We start from the raw sequence: 15,177 nt of genomic DNA on the forward strand, positions 1-15,177 counted from the left end.
TCAAAATATCCCCGGATTCTGCTGGATCAACGATTTCGCCTCGCCATCGAGACGATAGACCACTTCCTGCGTGACGTTGATGTTGAGGTTGATCTCGATCGGCTTGTCGGGCGCCGACACGTTGATGCAGCCCGGCAGGGCGGCCAACAGTCCGATAATCGCGATCGTCCTCGTCATCATGCGCAAGATCGGCCTTTGCTCCAGCTTCTTCAATCCTGTTTCGGTCATGGCACGATCCTGCTTGCGGGAGGCTGAATGGTCGGGGATTTCGGAGGAGGCGGCGCGGCCTGCTGCTGGAGCAAGGCCGGCAGGTTGCGCTGGATCAGCCGCTTCGGGTCGTAGAAGCTCTGCGCCGAATCGAGCAGCCCGCGGAACGGCGCCTTGATCCGGATATTGAACACGAACGGCAGCTTTTGCAGGCGGCGGACGATGAAGTTCGCCTTTGCCCCCTCGCCCTGGCTGATCCCGGCGAACCGCACGTCGGTGACCATCTCGCCTGCGAGCGGCCCGTTCATGCCGACCCGCAACGACTGGTAGCGCAGCGACTTCAGCGCCTGGAACGCGATGTTCGCCCAGATGCTGAGGTCCTTCTGGCTGAGATCGCCGACATAGGCGAGCGTGCCGCCGCCCGGCCGCACGCGCAGGTCGCCGCCCTCGATCCGGCCGCCGGTCTCGTCGAAGATCATCGGCAGCACACCGTCGAAGATGCCGGTCGCATCGAGATTCTTGAAATCGAACTGTTGCAAGAACTGGTCGGCCGCCATGTTGGCGACGTGAAACGTCATCCGCCGCTCGGACTGCGCGGAGAAATCGAGCAGCGTCGGATCGAGCGTCAGCGATCCCCCCGCGAACGGCCACCGCCCGCCCTCAACGCGCACGCGCGCACCCGGGAGCGTCTGGTAGCGGATCGTGCCGTCGGTGACCGGGATGCCAGGGTTGAGCGTGCGGATCGTCGCCACCTGCCCCGGCGCGCTCTGGAGGTTGAGCAGGTCGGTGAAGCGAATCTCGGTGGCGATTCCCGTGACCGGGCCGAACGCGGCGGCCAGATCGGTGCCGGCGGTGCGGAACACGCCGGTGCTCGTCACCCCGTCGGGGTTCCAGGCGATATGCCCCTCGCCGCTGACAGATCCGTTGACGTCGGCGATGACGCCGAACGTCAGTGGGGTCAGGGCGTCGGGTTGCAGCTTGTCCTTGGCAAACGCGATCGCGGGGATGGCGAGGTCGGCCTTGCCTGCCCCGGCGCCGAGTGCGTGGGTCAGCGTGACGTCGGCGACCTTGGTATTGGTGGTCGGCTCGAACAGCGTGCCGGCCGCGGTGATCGTGCCGTTGACCAATTGAAGCGTCACGGTGCGTGCGGCGAGCGGCTTGAACCGCGGCGTCGGCGCCGCATCGGATACCCCCATCGCGCCGGTGAGGTTCAGCGCGCCATTGACGAGCGTCCAGTCGCCGGCAGCCTCGCCGAGCAACAGCGGCACGTTGGCGATCTGTCCCGAGCCACCCGTGAACGCACCCGCCACGCCCTGCTCCGTCATACGGCCCGTGACGGTGGCGAAGTCGAGTCGCGTGACACGTTCGGGCGCACCGATCCAGGTCTGCACGCCGTCGATCGCAAAGCCGCGATCCGCCAGCCGCACGGTCGCTCCCGTGGTCGCGAGCGTGATCGGGGTAGTGCCGAGTCGCCCACCCAGCTTAGCTGCGGCGATCTTCGCGCCGCCGCTGACCCGCGCGCCGTTGACCTGCACCAGCGCGCCGTCGACAGGGCACAAGGTCAGCCGCGACGGATCAAGCACCAAACCGGATATCGCCAGGCGCTGGACGGCCAAGGGCGCGCAACCGGTGTTGACGACCAGCCGCCCGCGACCGCTCCACACCGCAGCGACCGGCATCGACAAGCCGTCGACTCGGTTGCCAGGACCGCCCGCGCCAATCGGCCCGCCGAGCGTGACACGTGTCGCGATCGAGGTTGCCCCTCCCGGCGTCGCGCTGAAGGTGACGGGCGTCAGCGCCAGTCGCGCGCCACCCGCCGCATAAGGCGCGATGGTGGCGACGCCGCGGATCGCTGCGCCCGGTCTCGCCTGCGCCAGCGACACGCGCGCCTCGGGCAAGCCACCGCCACGCATCGCGAGCACCGTGTCGAGCCGCACGCCGCCGTTCGGCCAGCCGAACGCGGCCCCGCTGCCGCCACCTAGCGCTACACGCGCACCGCTGGCGGAGGCGAGCGCCAGAAGCGACAGCACGGCCTTTCCGCGTCCCCCATCGATCCGCACGCGAAGGTCGGCGTCCGCGGCAAATGCGCGGCCTGCCTTCTGGACCGCCTGGGTCAGCGCGGCCGCCAACGGCGCGCCGGGCGTCCCGGCGCCCGCATCACCGATGCCCGCCAACCCCGCGAGTCGCTTCTGCGCCACTGCCGCCCCGCTCGCCTGGATACGCCCGTCGAACCCGATCTGCTTGCCGATCCGGTAGGCGCCCGCGAGCGAAACCCGGCGCGCGCCGCCCTCGGTGGTGCGAACCGTGTCGGCGGCGATGTCCGCGTTGCCGCCGGTCGCCGCCGCGGTGCCGGTGAAGTCGATCGTGCCCCTAACGCCAGCCAAAGTCGCCCCCGGCGTTCGTGCCGCGCCCGTCTTGAGCGTCGCCTTGCCCTGCCAGCGATCGAGCGCGGCAGAGAGGCCGACGTCGAGATCGGCCACGATCCGCGCCGCCTGCGTCGTGCCGCAGGCGAGCCGCGACACGCGTACCGGCCCGGTTATCGTTGGCTTGGCTGCGTCGATTCGCAGTTTCACCGTCGCCGCCAGCCGGTCGATCACACACCCACCGACATCGAGCCGCTCGCTGATCGCCGCCAGCGTGCCGCGGAACCCGTCGTCAAGTTTGCCAGAGCCTGCCAGCTTCAAGCCGACGACACCTTGCGGAGTCTCCAGCCGCATCCGCCCGTCGGCCACCGACACGTCGAGCGCGGGCAGCGAAAACGGCTTCCCCGACGAGGCCGGCAGCAACTTGTCGATCGCACCGAGCGAGACCTTCCCATCGACCAGCCGCCCACGTAGCCGCACTTTCCCCGCGCGAACGCCCTCCAGATACGGTCCAGACAACCCAACGCCGGTCCGCGTCTCGACCCAGTCGGCGACAAGATCGGGATGTGCCGGATCGCCGATCACGACATTGATCAATCGCTGGCCACCCAGCGCGAGGTCGGCGATGTCATAGCGCGCGGGCACGCCGGCCTTGGCGAGTTCACGGTCGATGAACCCTCCGGCGATCGGTTTCCGCACCAGCCAGAGCACCACCAGCCCAGCGAGCACAATCAGCGCGATCACCAGCGCAACGCGGCGGGCCGTCGCGGGACGGCGAGGGTCGGCCCCGGGGTCGGCCCCCGTCTCGCTCGTCTCGCTCACTTACTCACTCCGCCACGCTCAGGCCCCCTGCATAGGCGGGTGCGGGGGCGTCATGCAATTGCGCGCAAATGTGCTAGCTTCAAGATATGGCCGAACCGGACGACGAGATCGACGATCTGAAGGGCCATCGAGGCCGCCTCCGCAAACGCCTGTTCGAAGGCGGTAGCGACGCATTGCTCGACCACGAACTCATCGAATATCTCCTCGCGATCGCGATTCCGCGCGGCGACACCAAGGTGCTCGCCAAGGCCTTGATGCGCGAGTTTGGCGGTATCGGCGGAGTCCTCACCGCGGATGCCGAGGCGCTCGGCCGGGTAAAGGAAATGGGCGACATCTCGACCGCAGCGATCAAGATCGCACACGCCGCCGCGATCCGCCTGCTGCAATCGCACGTCAGCGACCGCCCGGTGCTCGCCAACTGGCAGGCGCTGCTCGACTATCTACGTGCCGACATGGCGCACCACGCGATCGAGCGGTTCCGCGTGCTGCATCTGAACACGAAGAACATGCTGATCCGCGACGAGGTGATGAGCAAGGGCTCGATCGACCAGGCCGCGGTGTACGTCCGCGAAGTCATTCGACGCGCGATCGACCTCGGCTCCGCATCGATCATCCTCGTCCACAATCACCCGAGCGGCGACCCCTCACCCAGCCGCGCCGACATCGACATCACGCGGACGATCGCTGAGGCGGGCAAGCGGCTCGGCATCACCGTGCACGACCATATCGTGATGGGTACCGGCGGCCATGTCAGCCTGCGCGCGCAGGGATTAATCTGACGCAACTAGATAGTTTCGGGAAAGGCGGGACGTTTCCCCCGCGCCTTCGTTGTCCGTCCGAAGGAATTTCATGTGGACAACAAGTTACACGACGAACCCTCGACCGTGACCGCGGAACATGGCCAGGTCCTGGTCGATGGGCCGGACGGCGTTGCGGTATCGCTGACACCCGATGCTGCAGTCGAGACATCCGACCGGCTTCTCGAAGCGGCGGTCGAAGCGCAGGGCCAGATTTTGACGATGACCCTGGCCGACAAGGAACATGCAGCACGCAAGGCTGGCTGACTGTCGCGTTATCTGCGGGCCAGCGGTCCTATGTCGTACTGAATTACGACATCCAATCCGCTCTGCCATCCTCGTCCAAGGCCAAACAAGGGCCATATCAGTCGGCGTGCGTGGGGATTTTTGTCCAATCAGCCCATTCCCGCTGGTCGATGGCGCATCGGCGCACGATCGATGCCGTCGATGTCTACGATATCCGGATGCAGCGCCTGATGTCGCGCGCCTCGGATCAGGTCCGCGTGCGGTTCCTGTCGATCATGCGGAACGGCGCGATCTGAGCCCGATAAGCGAAAGGCCGCCGGGCGAACCAGGCGGCCTTTTCTATGGCGTAGATCCGGAAGCGGACGATCAGCCCTGCGACAGGAAGCTGGTCAGTTCCGGCTTCGACAGCGACTTGTTCTTGTCGGTATCGGCCTGTGCGAACGCGGCAGCGACCCATTTTTTGGTTTCGGGCGCGGTCGCTTTGGTGGTCGGATCAGTCTTGGTCTTCAGCGCGACCATCCATGCGGCGAACTCAACCGTGCTGAGCTTACCGTCTTTGTTCGTGTCGTATGTCGGGAATTCCGTGTCGACGACCTGCGCGACCTGAGTGCCGCTCGCAGGCTGCGTCGCCTCCGCGGTTTGCGCGGGTGCGGAAGTTTGGCTCGGCGCGGTCTGGGCGGGCGACATCGAAGGATCGGCGACGCCTGGCATGGCGGTCGGCGCAGTCTGCGGCGATGTCGCGCTGGTTTGCGCGAGCGCCGGTGCAGCAATCGTCATGGTCGCTGCGAGCAGAGCATATTTAAGCATTGCCATTCTCCATCGATACTTCGAAATCTTTACTCGATCATCACCGCCACATCCTCATCGATACTGATCGGATGCTGCAAAACGATGATCGCCGGCAACGGATATAGGCCGAACGCATTGCAGTTTGTACCCCCGTCGATGGCCTGCTAGGCGCTCGGCAGGCGTCTCCCGAGGGGAGCACGCGACGAACCGTGCCATTCACCAGCCCCGAGGAAACCTATGGTCCCCCGCTATTCCCGCCCCGACATGGTCGCGATCTGGACGCCCGAAGCGCGCTTCAAGATCTGGTTCGAGATCGAGGCGCACGCCACCGACGCGCTCGCCGAACTGGGCGTCGTGCCCAAGGAAGCCGCCGCCGCGATCTGGGAAAAGGGCGCGTTCGAGGTCGACCGGATCGACGAGATCGAGCGCGAGACCAAGCACGACGTCATCGCCTTCCTGACCAACGTCGCCGAGCATATCGGTCCCGAGGCGCGCTTCATGCACCAGGGCATGACCTCGTCGGACGTGCTCGACACCTGCCTCGCGGTACAGCTGGCCAAGGCGAGCGACATCCTGATCGCCGATCTTGACGCGCTGCTGGTGGTGCTCGAACACCGTGCGCGCGAGCACAAGATGACGCCGACGATCGGCCGCAGCCACGGCATCCACGCAGAACCCGTGACGTTCGGGCTGAAGCTCGCGCAGGCGCATGCCGAGTTCGCGCGCAACCGCGCACGCCTGGTGGCGGCGCGCGAGGACGTCGCGACCTGCGCGATCTCGGGCGCGGTGGGGACGTTCGCGAACATCGATCCGTTCGTCGAAGAGTATGTCGCGGGCAAGCTCGGGCTGTCGGTCGAGCCGGTCTCGACGCAGGTCATCCCGCGCGATCGCCATGCGATGTTCTTCGCAACACTCGGCGTGATCGCCAGCTCGATCGAGCGGCTCGCGACCGAAGTACGCCATTTGCAGCGCACCGAAGTGCTTGAGGCGGAGGAGTTCTTCTCGCCCGGCCAAAAGGGCTCGTCGGCAATGCCGCACAAGCGCAACCCGGTGCTGACCGAGAACCTTACCGGTCTCGCGCGGATGGTGCGCGGCTACGTCACGCCGGCGATGGAGAACGTCGCGCTGTGGCATGAGCGCGATATCTCGCACTCGTCGGTCGAGCGGTACATCGGGCCGGATGCGACGATCACGCTCGACTTCGCGCTCGCGCGGTTGACGGGCGTGATGGACAAGCTGGTCGTCTATCCCGAGCGGATGTTGAAGAACCTCAACAAGATGGGCGGGCTGGTCCATTCGCAGCGCGTGCTGCTGGCACTGACTCAGGCGGGCGTCAGCCGCGAGGACGCGTATCGCCTGGTCCAGCGCAACGCGATGAAGGTGTGGGATTCGGATGGCGCGCTGTCGCTGCTCGAACTGCTGAAGGCCGATCCGGAGGTGACGCTGTCGGATGCCGAACTGGAGGACAAGTTCGACCTCGGCTATCATCTGAAGCATGTCGACACGATCTTCGCGCGGGTCTTCGGCGCGGCCTGATTCCCCTCATTATCCCGGCTTCCCCCGTCATCCTGACGAAAGTCAGGAGGCAGAGTGACAAACCGCTGTCCTGCTTGGCTCTGGGTCCTGACTTTCGTCAGGATGACGAGTGGAGTTAGACGGTGGACCGTCCGAAAACTGCGTCAAATGCACGCAACGCAATTGCGATTACGTGTTACAAAATTGCGACAACGCGCAACTATAGCCATATCGCCCTTGCCGGATATGTTTCCGGCATCGGAGACCTACCCATGCGCATGTTTGAAACCGTGACCAGCACCATGCTGGCGATCGCGGCTCAAGCGCTGGTGGTCGGGGTGGTCATCACCGCCTTCTGATCCATCGGCCCGCCCGCCCCCTTCCGAGGGGGCGCGGCTAGGCCGGAGGAGCAGCGCGAGATCCGCCAATATCTGGTGGCCTGCCCTGCATTTTGGCTTGCCGGCCTTATCGGAAATCTGACTATTCCAATTAATTAAAGCGATCCCAGACGCGTAGGTGTTTGGCATCATTAATGCAGTGACACAGACGATGGCGCAGTTCGGCGTCATTCTCTGTGAAAGGCATTCCATGTTCCAGTCCCTCTCGTTCCGCCCTGCCGCTCTTCTGGTAGCCAGCATCGTCGTGCTCGGTGGCGCCTCCGCTCCCGCATTCGCGGCCGGTGACAAGCCGATTTCCGTCACCATGCCCGCGAGCGTCTTCAAGGACGACACCAGCCGCGTCTGCATGCCGCGCACCATTCTGGGTCGCAAGGCGGACAAGACGCTGCCCGAGACGATCTGCGAGACCCGGTCCGAGTGGAACGCACGCGGCGTCGTCATTCGTACGAAGTGAAGGCGGCGGCCCAGTCCGACAAGCAAACGGCGGCTCGACCGATCCTCCCCCGCAAGGGGGAGGTGTCACCGAAGGTGACGGAGGGGAAGGACACGGAGCCGAGGTTATCGCTTACCTCCCCCTCCGTCTGGCAAGAGCTAGCCACCTCCCCCTGGCGGGAGGATTAGACGACGTTCAATTCATCAGATCGACGGCGGTTACCGCGTGCGCGGATACCGCGCGGCGAACTCCTCGTCCGACATCATCAGATAGCGGATCATGTCGATCAGCGCCCAAGGTGCGCTGATCACAAGGCCGACCACGGTGATAGTCAGCACCAGCATGATGATTCCCGAGCCTGTCCGGCCGAGATAGAAGCGATGGATGCCGAGCGTGCCGATCACGAACGCCATGACAGCGGCAACATATTTGTTGCGGTCGTTGGCCGGGACGACAGCGGCTGGCGGCACCGCGCGACGCGGGCCAGGCGCGGTCGGCATCGGGAAGACGCTGAGCGCACGATCGTTGGCGGCTTCGAAATCGACTTCGATACCGATCGCCGGTTCACCGCGATGCGCCCAATCCTCCGGCGCGAACCGATAGCGTTGTCCGTCCTGCCCCGCGACGATGCCTTCGCCCGTGCGGGGATCGACGCCTAAAACCTGTCCGCGCATGTCATTCCTCGATGTTCGCTTTTCATTCTGGCGGATGCCGCGGATCAGGCAAGCTCGAACTTACGCGTATCATCCGACATGGGCCTCAAGGACAATCGCGAGTCGAAGATTGTCGCCTTATGCTGGTGACAGTCGGCCATAATATTGCTCGACCCGGGATAACTCCCAACTACCCGTCACCCCGTCGCCCCAACGAAAGCTGGGGTATTCCTATTGGTACGCAGTGCGACACAAACAGGAAGATCCCAGCTTTCGCTGGGATGACGACAGTGCGGGGTAAAGGCGCTAGGCATGCGGTTCGGTAACGTACGGGCCGGCATAACGCCCGCCCGTGGTAGTATCACTCGCCCGCGAACACGCCCTTGAGCTTGGCGAAGAAGCCCTGGCTCGCCGGGCACTCATCACCCGTCTCCGTCTCGCGGAACATCTCGAGCAGTTCCTTCTGGCGGTTGCTGAGGCGCGTCGGCGTTTCGACGTCGATCTGGACGACGAGGTCGCCGAAGCCGCGGCCTTGCAGGACGGGCATGCCGGCGCCGCGCTGACGGAGCTGCTTGCCCGACTGGATGCCGGCGGGGATCTTCACCTCGTGCGTGCGACCATCGAGGCCGGGGATCGACAGCGCCCCGCCGAGCGACGCGACCGTGAAGCTGATCGGTGCGCGCGCGAACAACGTCGTACCTTCACGCTCGAACAGATTATGCTTGGTCACGTGGAGGAAGATGTAGAGATCACCGGACGGCGCGCCGCGGGCGCCCGCCTCGCCCTCGCCCGACATGCGGATGCGCGTGCCCTCGTCGACGCCGGGGGGGACGTTGATCGAGAGCGTTTTGGTCTTCTCGACACGGCCTTCGCCGCGGCAGTCCGGGCACGGATCGGCGATGACTTCGCCAGCGCCGTTGCAGACCGGGCAGGCGCGCTCGACCACGAAGAAACCCTGTTGCGCCCGGACTTTCCCGTGACCGCCGCAATGCTGGCAGGTCTTCGCGCGCGTCCCGGCCTTCGCGCCCGAGCCGTCGCAGGTGTCGCAGAGCGCGGAGACGTCGATCGTGATCTCGGTCGTCTTGCCGTGGAAGGCTTCCTCCAGGCTGACTTCCATGTCGTAGCGCAGGTCGGCGCCGCGCCGTGCCGCCGAACGGCCACCGCCGCGCTGTGCGCCGCCCATGAATTCGCCAAAGACGCTTTCGAAGATGTCGCTGAAGCCGCCGAAGTCCTGCGCGCCGCCGCCGTGGCCGCCACCGCCGCCGTTCTGGAACGCGGCGTGGCCGAAGCGATCATAGGCCGCGCGCTTCTGCGGGTCCTTGAGGCATTCATAAGCCTCGCTGACCGCCTTGAACTGCGCTTCGGAATCCTTGCAGCCCGAATTCTTGTCCGGGTGATACTTCATCGCGAGCTTGCGGTAGGACGACTTGATCGTCCCCGCATCCGCGGTCCGCTCGCATTCGAGCAGTTCGTAATAATCTGTCTGGGTCGCCATAATCTTAAGCCCTCTCCCCTCCGGGGAGAGGGTTGGGAGAGGGGCGCCACACGCGGCCCCTCTCGGTACTGCCCCTCACCCCGACCCCCTCCCCAACGGGGAGAGGGGGACGTCGGTTAAGCCTTCGGGTTGTCGTCGACTTCCGAGAACTCGGCGTCGACGACGTCGTCGTCCTTCTTCGCCGCGTCGCCATCGGCCGACGGCGATGCGTCCGCCTGGGCCTGCTTCTCGTAGATCGCCTGGCCGAGCTTCATCGCGACCTGAGCGAGCGCGGTGCTCTTCTCGGTCATCGCGTCCGCATCGCCGCTCTCGACCGCAGCCTTGGTCGCGTCGATCGCAGCCTGGATCTCGGTCTTGAGCGACTCGTCGACCTTGTCGCCGTTATCCGCCAGCTGACGCTCGGTGGTGTGGACGAGCGACTCGGCGTTGTTCTTCGCCTCGGCGCCCGCACGACGCTTCTTGTCCTCCTCGGCGAAGGTCTCGGCATCGCGGACCATCTGGTCGATGTCGTTGTCCGAAAGACCACCCGACGCCTGGATGCGGATCTGCTGCTCCTTGCCGGTGCCCTTGTCCTTGGCCGAGACGCTGACGAGGCCGTTGGCATCGATGTCGAACGTGACTTCGATCTGCGGCACGCCGCGCGGTGCGGGCGGGATGCCGACGAGATCGAAATTGCCGAGCATCTTGTTGTCGGCCGCCATCTCGCGCTCGCCCTGGAACACGCGGATCGTCACCGCGCCCTGATTGTCGTCGGCGGTCGAGTAGGTCTGCGACTTCTTGGTCGGGATCGTCGTGTTGCGATCGATCATCCGGGTGAACACGCCACCCAGCGTCTCGATGCCGAGCGACAGCGGCGTCACGTCGAGCAGCAGCACGTCCTTGACGTCGCCCTGCAGCACGCCGGCCTGGATCGCGGCGCCCATTGCAACGACCTCGTCCGGGTTGACGCCGGTGTGCGGCTCCTTGCCGAAGAACTGCTTCACGACTTCACGGACGCGCGGCATGCGCGTCATGCCGCCGACCAGCACGACTTCCGAAATGTCCTCGGGCTTCAGGCCGCCGTCTGCGAGCGCCTTGCGGCAAGGCTCGAGCGTACGCTTGACCAGGTCCTCGACCATCCGCTCCAGGTCGGCGCGGGTGATCGACTTCACCAGATGCTTCGGGCCGTTCTGGTCCGCGGTGATGAAGGGCAGGTTGACCTCGGTCGACTGTGCCGAGCTGAGCTCGATCTTCGCCTTCTCGGCGGCTTCCTTCAGACGCTGCAGCGCCAGCTTGTCCTTGGCAAGGTCGATACCCTCGGCCTTCTTGAACTCGTCGGCGAGATACTGGACGATCTTGTTATCGAAATCCTCACCACCGAGGAAGGTGTCGCCGTTGGTGGCCTTCACCTCGAACACGCCGTCGCCGATTTCCAGCACCGAGATGTCGAACGTGCCGCCGCCGAGATCGTAGACCGCGATCGTCTTGCCGTCCTGCTTGTCGAGGCCGTAAGCCAGCGCCGCCGCAGTCGGCTCGTTGATGATACGCAGCACTTCGAGGCCGGCAATCTGGCCGGCGTCCTTGGTCGCCTGGCGCTGGGCGTCGTTGAAGTAGGCCGGCACGGTGATGACCGCCTGCGTGACCGTCTCGCCGAGATACGACTCAGCGGTTTCCTTCATCTTCTGCAGCGTGAACGCCGAGATCTGCGACGGCGAGTAATCCTTGCCGCCTGCCGAGACCCATGCGTCGCCGTTTGGCCCGCGCGAGATCTTGTACGGGACCAGCTCGGTGTCCTTCTTGGTGATCGGATCGTCGAAGCGACGGCCGATCAGGCGCTTCACCGCGAAGATGGTGTTGTCGCCGTTCGTCACTGCCTGGCGCTTGGCCGGCTGGCCGACCAGTCGCTCGCCGTCCTTGGCGAACGCGACGATCGACGGCGTGGTGCGCGCGCCCTCGGAATTCTCGATGACCTTGGGCTTGCCGCCTTCCATGACGGAAACGCAGCTGTTGGTCGTGCCGAGATCGATACCGATTACTTTAGCCATGAGTTCTGATTAGCCCCTCACTTGAAACGAAAATACGAAACCGGTTCCACCCCGTTACGGCAGTGGAACCTTTCTGATGATGGGCGCGATATAGGTGGCCTCGCGCTTGCCGCAAGATTGTACCGGTCATAGGATGCGCAAGAGGCAGGGCCCGGGGAAAAGTAACCTATGCGTATCGTTTTCGGACTGGGTGTTGCCGCGATGGCACTGGCGTCGTGCTCGCCGCCGAAGGAACTGTCCGTCGACGGGGCCTGGGTGCGGCTCGGCGCGGTCACCGGGCGGCCCGCGGCGGCGTATTTCACGGTGCATGGGGGGCCTACGCCGACGACGCTGATTTCGGCCACCACCGACGTCGCGATCAGGTCTGAGATGCACGAGACGATGGACAAGGGCGGCATGTCGACGATGACGCCGCTCGCGAAGGTCGAGATTCCGGCGAACACGGACGTGGCGTTCGCGCCGGGTGGGCGGCACGTGATGCTGTTCGACATGAATTCGGGGATCAAGCCCGCCGATCGCGTGACGCTCACGTTCGCGTTTGCCGATGGGACGCGGATCATAAACAACGCGACCGTGGTCGCGGCGGGGGCCCCGGTAGGGAAGTGATCGGAGCAGGCTCACGGCGCGCGCTTACCGAGGGAGAGACGGCGCTCGCGGCATCGGTATTCGGGGGCGCGATCGAGTATTCCCAGGTAAGTCTGGCCCACAGCAAATGGGCGTTCTTCCAGCCGCGCGATACGGTGATGGCACCGCGCGGTTGCATCCACTTCCACCCCAAGGGTGATCTGTGGTGCGACGACTTCGCGCACGCCAACCTAACGTTGCAGGGGCTGTTCATCCACGAGATGACGCACATCTGGCAGCACCAGCGCGGCGTGTTCCTGCCCTTGGCGCGGCATCCGTGGTGTCGGTACGACTATGCGTTCCGCCCCGGCGTGGCGCTGCACCGCTACGGCATCGAGCAACAGGGCGAAATCGTGCGGCACGCCTTCCTGCTGCGCGCGGGCACGAAGGTCGCGGGCGCACCGCCGCTTGCGCAGTATGAAACGGTGCTGCCGTTCACGCCTGCTCATTACCCCAACACACCCCGTCATCCTGACACACCACGTCATCCTGACGAAAGTCAGGACCCAGAGTAACTCAGCGCGCCGGCCGTCGCTCTGGGTCCTGACGTTCGTCAGGATGACGATCGCGGATCAGAGCCAGTTACGACCATCCGGCCCGGCACAGCCGTAAGGCGGCAACTGGCCCGGGAACCGTGCCTGCATCTTGTGGCAGCCCCAGGCGCGCATCGGCCCCGGTGCATAGCCGTTCAACGCGATGCCGACCTCGTCATACGGGCTCGAGCCCTGCGCGACGTACATGTACCAACGCCCGCCAAACATCACCGCTGCGGTGATGAGCACGACACAAACGACCTGAACGATTTTCTGCATTGGGAACCCCTTTTGTAAAGAAGGGCGCCCCGTTGCAGCCAACATGGATCAATTTCAACCACCGATCTGGTAGATCTCAATCCACCCGATCGGCAGAAATGCGCCGTTTACAGCGCGTCGAAATCGATAGGTCGTGTTCTATCAAGCGCTTGCGGCGCCTCCGGCATCGGATATTTCAGTCCGGTCGCGCAGTTGAAAAGAACGACCCTGTCGTCCTCGTCGACCAGCCCGGTATTCAGCGCCTGATGATAGGCGGCCAACGTCGCGCCACCCTCGGGGCATAGCAGCAACCCGTCCTGCTTCGCCGCCGCGTCCACCGCCTTCAGGATCGCCGGATCGCCGACCGCGAGCGCTTGCCCGCCGCTCTCGCGAACCGCGCGCAGGATCAGGAAATCGCCGACCGCCTTAGGGACGCGTATCCCCGCCGCGACCGTGCTCGCGTCTTCCCAACGCTCGGCATGCTCCTCGCCCGCTTCGAACGCGCGGACGATCGGCGCGCAGCCGCTCGCCTGCACCGCGAACATCTTCGGGCGTTCCGAGCCGATCCAGCCAAGCTTTTCCAACTCGTCGAACGCCTTCCACATCCCGATTAGCCCAGTGCCGCCGCCGGTCGGGTAGAAGATCGCGTCCGGCAGTTTCCAGCCGAACTGCGCGGCGAGTTCGAGCCCCATCGTCTTCTTGCCCTCGATCCGGTAGGGCTCCTTGAGCGTCGAGAAATCGAACCAACGCCCTTCAGTGGCGCCCTTCCCCACGATCGCGCCGCAATCGTCGATCAGGCCGTTGACCCGCCAGACGCGCGCGCCTTGCATCGCAATCTCGCGGACATTGATCTCGGGCGTGTCGTCGGGACAGAACACGATTGTCTCGATCCCGCAGCGGGTGGCGTACGCCGCCAGCGCCGCGCCCGCATTGCCGTTGGTCGGCATCGCGATCTTGGTAACGCCGAGTTCCTTCGCCATAGCGACGGCCATGACTAGCCCGCGAGCTTTGAAAGAACCGGTCGGGAGACGGCCTTCGTCCTTCACGAGCACGTTGGGGCCGCCGGACTTGGTCAACGGCACGAGTGGCGTCTCGATCTCGCCGAGACTGACGATGTTGGACGTGTGACGCACGGGGAGCAGTTCACGCCACCGCCACAGATCGGTAGGCCGCGCCTCGATCGTGTCGCGAGAAACCGCAGACCGCACCGCGTCGAGGTCGTAGCGCACCAGCAACGGTCGCCCGGCGCGCGACAGCCCATGAAGCTGGTCCGCCTCATACCGCTCGCCGGTGATCGAGCATTCGAGATGCGTGACGAAGGTCTGGCGATCGGTCGTGAGGTTCTGGTTCATGTGCATCTCTCCCCCCTCCCTGAAAGGGAGGGGTCGGGGGTGGGTCGGTCTGGGGCGGGCGAACCGATAGCCAACCGGCCAACCCACCCCCAGCCCCTCCCTGTCAGGGAGGGGAGCAAGACGGTGTCAGCCGGCCTTGGCGACGCCGACCATGGCGGGACGCAACAGGCGATCCTTGATCATGTAGCCCGCCTGCATCTCCTGGACGATCGTCCCGGCAGGCTGGTCGCTCGGCACTTCGAGCATCGCCTGGTGCTTGTTCGGATCAAGCATCTGGCCCTCCGCGGCGATCTTGGTGATGCCGTGGCGCTGGAACACGCTCTCCAGCTCGCGACCGGTCGCCTCCAACCCGGTGACGAGGCCCTTCATCTTCTCGTCCGCACGCAGGTCCGCCGGAATAGCCGACAGCCCGCGCGACAGGTTGTCGGCGACCGATAACACGTCGCGCGCGAAAGCCGTCGCGGCATAGGCGCGGGCGTCCTGCGCTTCCTTCTCAGCGCGGCGGCGGACGTTCTGGATCTCGGCCTGCGCGTAGAGAACGTTCTGCTTGGCTTCGGCGAGCTGGTTCTCGAGCTCGGCGACGCGGTCGTTCGAAGCTACCTCCGGTGCGGCTTCGGCGGTCTCTTCGCGCAGGTCTGCAGGCGTGTTCTGGTCGATGTCGGACATAG

General features: G+C 65.2%; 17 protein-coding genes. 8 read left to right on the plus strand and 9 right to left on the minus strand.

All coding sequences use genetic code 11. The annotated features are described in order from the left end of the window. Complete coding sequence (locus U1763_RS13050) at window positions 1-228, minus strand: YnbE family lipoprotein (RefSeq protein WP_431358313.1); 228 nt, start codon at window positions 226-228, stop codon at window positions 1-3. Then, on the minus strand, window positions 225-3,392 hold the full coding sequence (locus tag U1763_RS13055) for an intermembrane phospholipid transport protein YdbH family protein (RefSeq protein WP_332755545.1): 3,168 nt from the start codon (window positions 3,390-3,392) through the stop codon (window positions 225-227). The genes U1763_RS13050 and U1763_RS13055 overlap by 4 nt, the downstream gene beginning before the upstream one ends. Before the next feature lie 86 nt (window positions 3,393-3,478). On the opposite strand from U1763_RS13055, the gene radC reads away from it, so the two are divergent. The 3 genes from radC to U1763_RS13070 all read left to right on the plus strand — a co-directional run bounded on the left by radC (window position 3,479) and on the right by U1763_RS13070 (window position 4,731). After that, window positions 3,479-4,171: a RadC family protein gene (gene radC / locus U1763_RS13060; RefSeq protein ID WP_332755546.1), complete on the plus strand. Its 693-nt coding sequence runs from the start codon at window positions 3,479-3,481 to the stop codon at window positions 4,169-4,171. A gap of 72 nt (window positions 4,172-4,243) precedes the next feature. Further along, the gene (locus tag U1763_RS13065; protein WP_132737606.1) at window positions 4,244-4,456 is read left to right on the plus strand and encodes a hypothetical protein; all 213 of its coding nucleotides are present in this window, start codon (window positions 4,244-4,246) and stop codon (window positions 4,454-4,456) included. A gap of 149 nt (window positions 4,457-4,605) precedes the next feature. Further along, window positions 4,606-4,731 carry a hypothetical protein gene (locus tag U1763_RS13070; RefSeq protein ID WP_332755547.1) on the plus strand — a complete coding sequence of 42 codons (126 nt, stop codon included), beginning with the start codon at window positions 4,606-4,608 and terminating at the stop codon, window positions 4,729-4,731. 70 nt (window positions 4,732-4,801) lie between these two features. Here the strand turns inward: U1763_RS13070 and U1763_RS13075 are convergent, their stop codons facing one another. Next, window positions 4,802-5,248 (minus strand): EF-hand domain-containing protein, encoded by a 447-nt coding sequence (locus U1763_RS13075; RefSeq protein ID WP_332755548.1) that lies wholly within the window; start codon window positions 5,246-5,248, stop codon window positions 4,802-4,804. Window positions 5,249-5,461: 213 nt separating this feature from the next. Here U1763_RS13075 and purB point away from each other — a divergent pair, with 213 nt between their 5' ends. The 3 genes from purB (at window position 5,462) to U1763_RS13090 (ending at window position 7,591) form a co-directional block, all read left to right on the plus strand. Continuing rightward, entirely contained in the window at window positions 5,462-6,760 is a 1,299-nt protein-coding gene (gene purB / locus U1763_RS13080) for an adenylosuccinate lyase (protein ID WP_332755549.1), read from the plus strand. Window positions 6,761-6,882: 122 nt separating this feature from the next. Continuing rightward, window positions 6,883-7,098, plus strand: coding sequence for a hypothetical protein (locus U1763_RS13085; RefSeq protein WP_332755550.1), 216 nt, complete (start codon window positions 6,883-6,885; stop codon window positions 7,096-7,098). A 229-nt stretch (window positions 7,099-7,327) separates the two neighbouring features. Then, window positions 7,328-7,591, plus strand: coding sequence for a hypothetical protein (locus U1763_RS13090; protein WP_332755551.1), 264 nt, complete (start codon window positions 7,328-7,330; stop codon window positions 7,589-7,591). 197 nt (window positions 7,592-7,788) lie between these two features. On the opposite strand, the gene U1763_RS13095 is transcribed toward U1763_RS13090, so the two are convergent. The 3 genes from U1763_RS13095 to dnaK form a co-directional block, all read right to left on the minus strand. Continuing rightward, window positions 7,789-8,244: a TM2 domain-containing protein gene (locus tag U1763_RS13095; RefSeq protein WP_132896113.1), complete on the minus strand. Its 456-nt coding sequence runs from the start codon at window positions 8,242-8,244 to the stop codon at window positions 7,789-7,791. A 340-nt stretch (window positions 8,245-8,584) separates the two neighbouring features. Continuing rightward, entirely contained in the window at window positions 8,585-9,718 is a 1,134-nt protein-coding gene (dnaJ, locus tag U1763_RS13100) for a molecular chaperone DnaJ (protein ID WP_332755552.1), read from the minus strand. A gap of 116 nt (window positions 9,719-9,834) precedes the next feature. After that, window positions 9,835-11,742 (minus strand): molecular chaperone DnaK, encoded by a 1,908-nt coding sequence (gene dnaK / locus U1763_RS13105; RefSeq protein ID WP_056055380.1) that lies wholly within the window; start codon window positions 11,740-11,742, stop codon window positions 9,835-9,837. Between the two features lie 168 nt (window positions 11,743-11,910). Here dnaK and U1763_RS13110 point away from each other — a divergent pair, with 168 nt between their 5' ends. Next, window positions 11,911-12,348, plus strand: a complete 438-nt coding sequence (locus U1763_RS13110) for a copper chaperone PCu(A)C (protein ID WP_332755553.1) — start codon at window positions 11,911-11,913, stop codon at window positions 12,346-12,348. Beyond that, window positions 12,348-12,881, plus strand: a complete 534-nt coding sequence (locus tag U1763_RS13115) for a vgr related protein (protein WP_332755804.1) — start codon at window positions 12,348-12,350, stop codon at window positions 12,879-12,881. Before U1763_RS13110 ends, U1763_RS13115 begins: the two co-directional genes overlap by 1 nt. Before the next feature lie 57 nt (window positions 12,882-12,938). On the opposite strand, the gene U1763_RS13120 is transcribed toward U1763_RS13115, so the two are convergent. The 3 genes from U1763_RS13120 to grpE form a co-directional block, all read right to left on the minus strand. Further along, entirely contained in the window at window positions 12,939-13,178 is a 240-nt protein-coding gene (locus U1763_RS13120; protein ID WP_332755554.1) for a hypothetical protein, read from the minus strand. 107 nt (window positions 13,179-13,285) lie between these two features. After that, window positions 13,286-14,509: a threonine synthase gene (locus tag U1763_RS13125; RefSeq protein ID WP_332755555.1), complete on the minus strand. Its 1,224-nt coding sequence runs from the start codon at window positions 14,507-14,509 to the stop codon at window positions 13,286-13,288. A 126-nt stretch (window positions 14,510-14,635) separates the two neighbouring features. Further along, window positions 14,636-15,175: a nucleotide exchange factor GrpE gene (grpE, locus tag U1763_RS13130; RefSeq protein WP_121905265.1), complete on the minus strand. Its 540-nt coding sequence runs from the start codon at window positions 15,173-15,175 to the stop codon at window positions 14,636-14,638. Window positions 15,176-15,177 lie beyond the last annotated feature (2 nt).

It is taken from the genome of Sphingomonas sorbitolis, assembly GCF_036663875.1.
Classification (GTDB): domain Bacteria; phylum Pseudomonadota; class Alphaproteobacteria; order Sphingomonadales; family Sphingomonadaceae; genus Sphingomonas.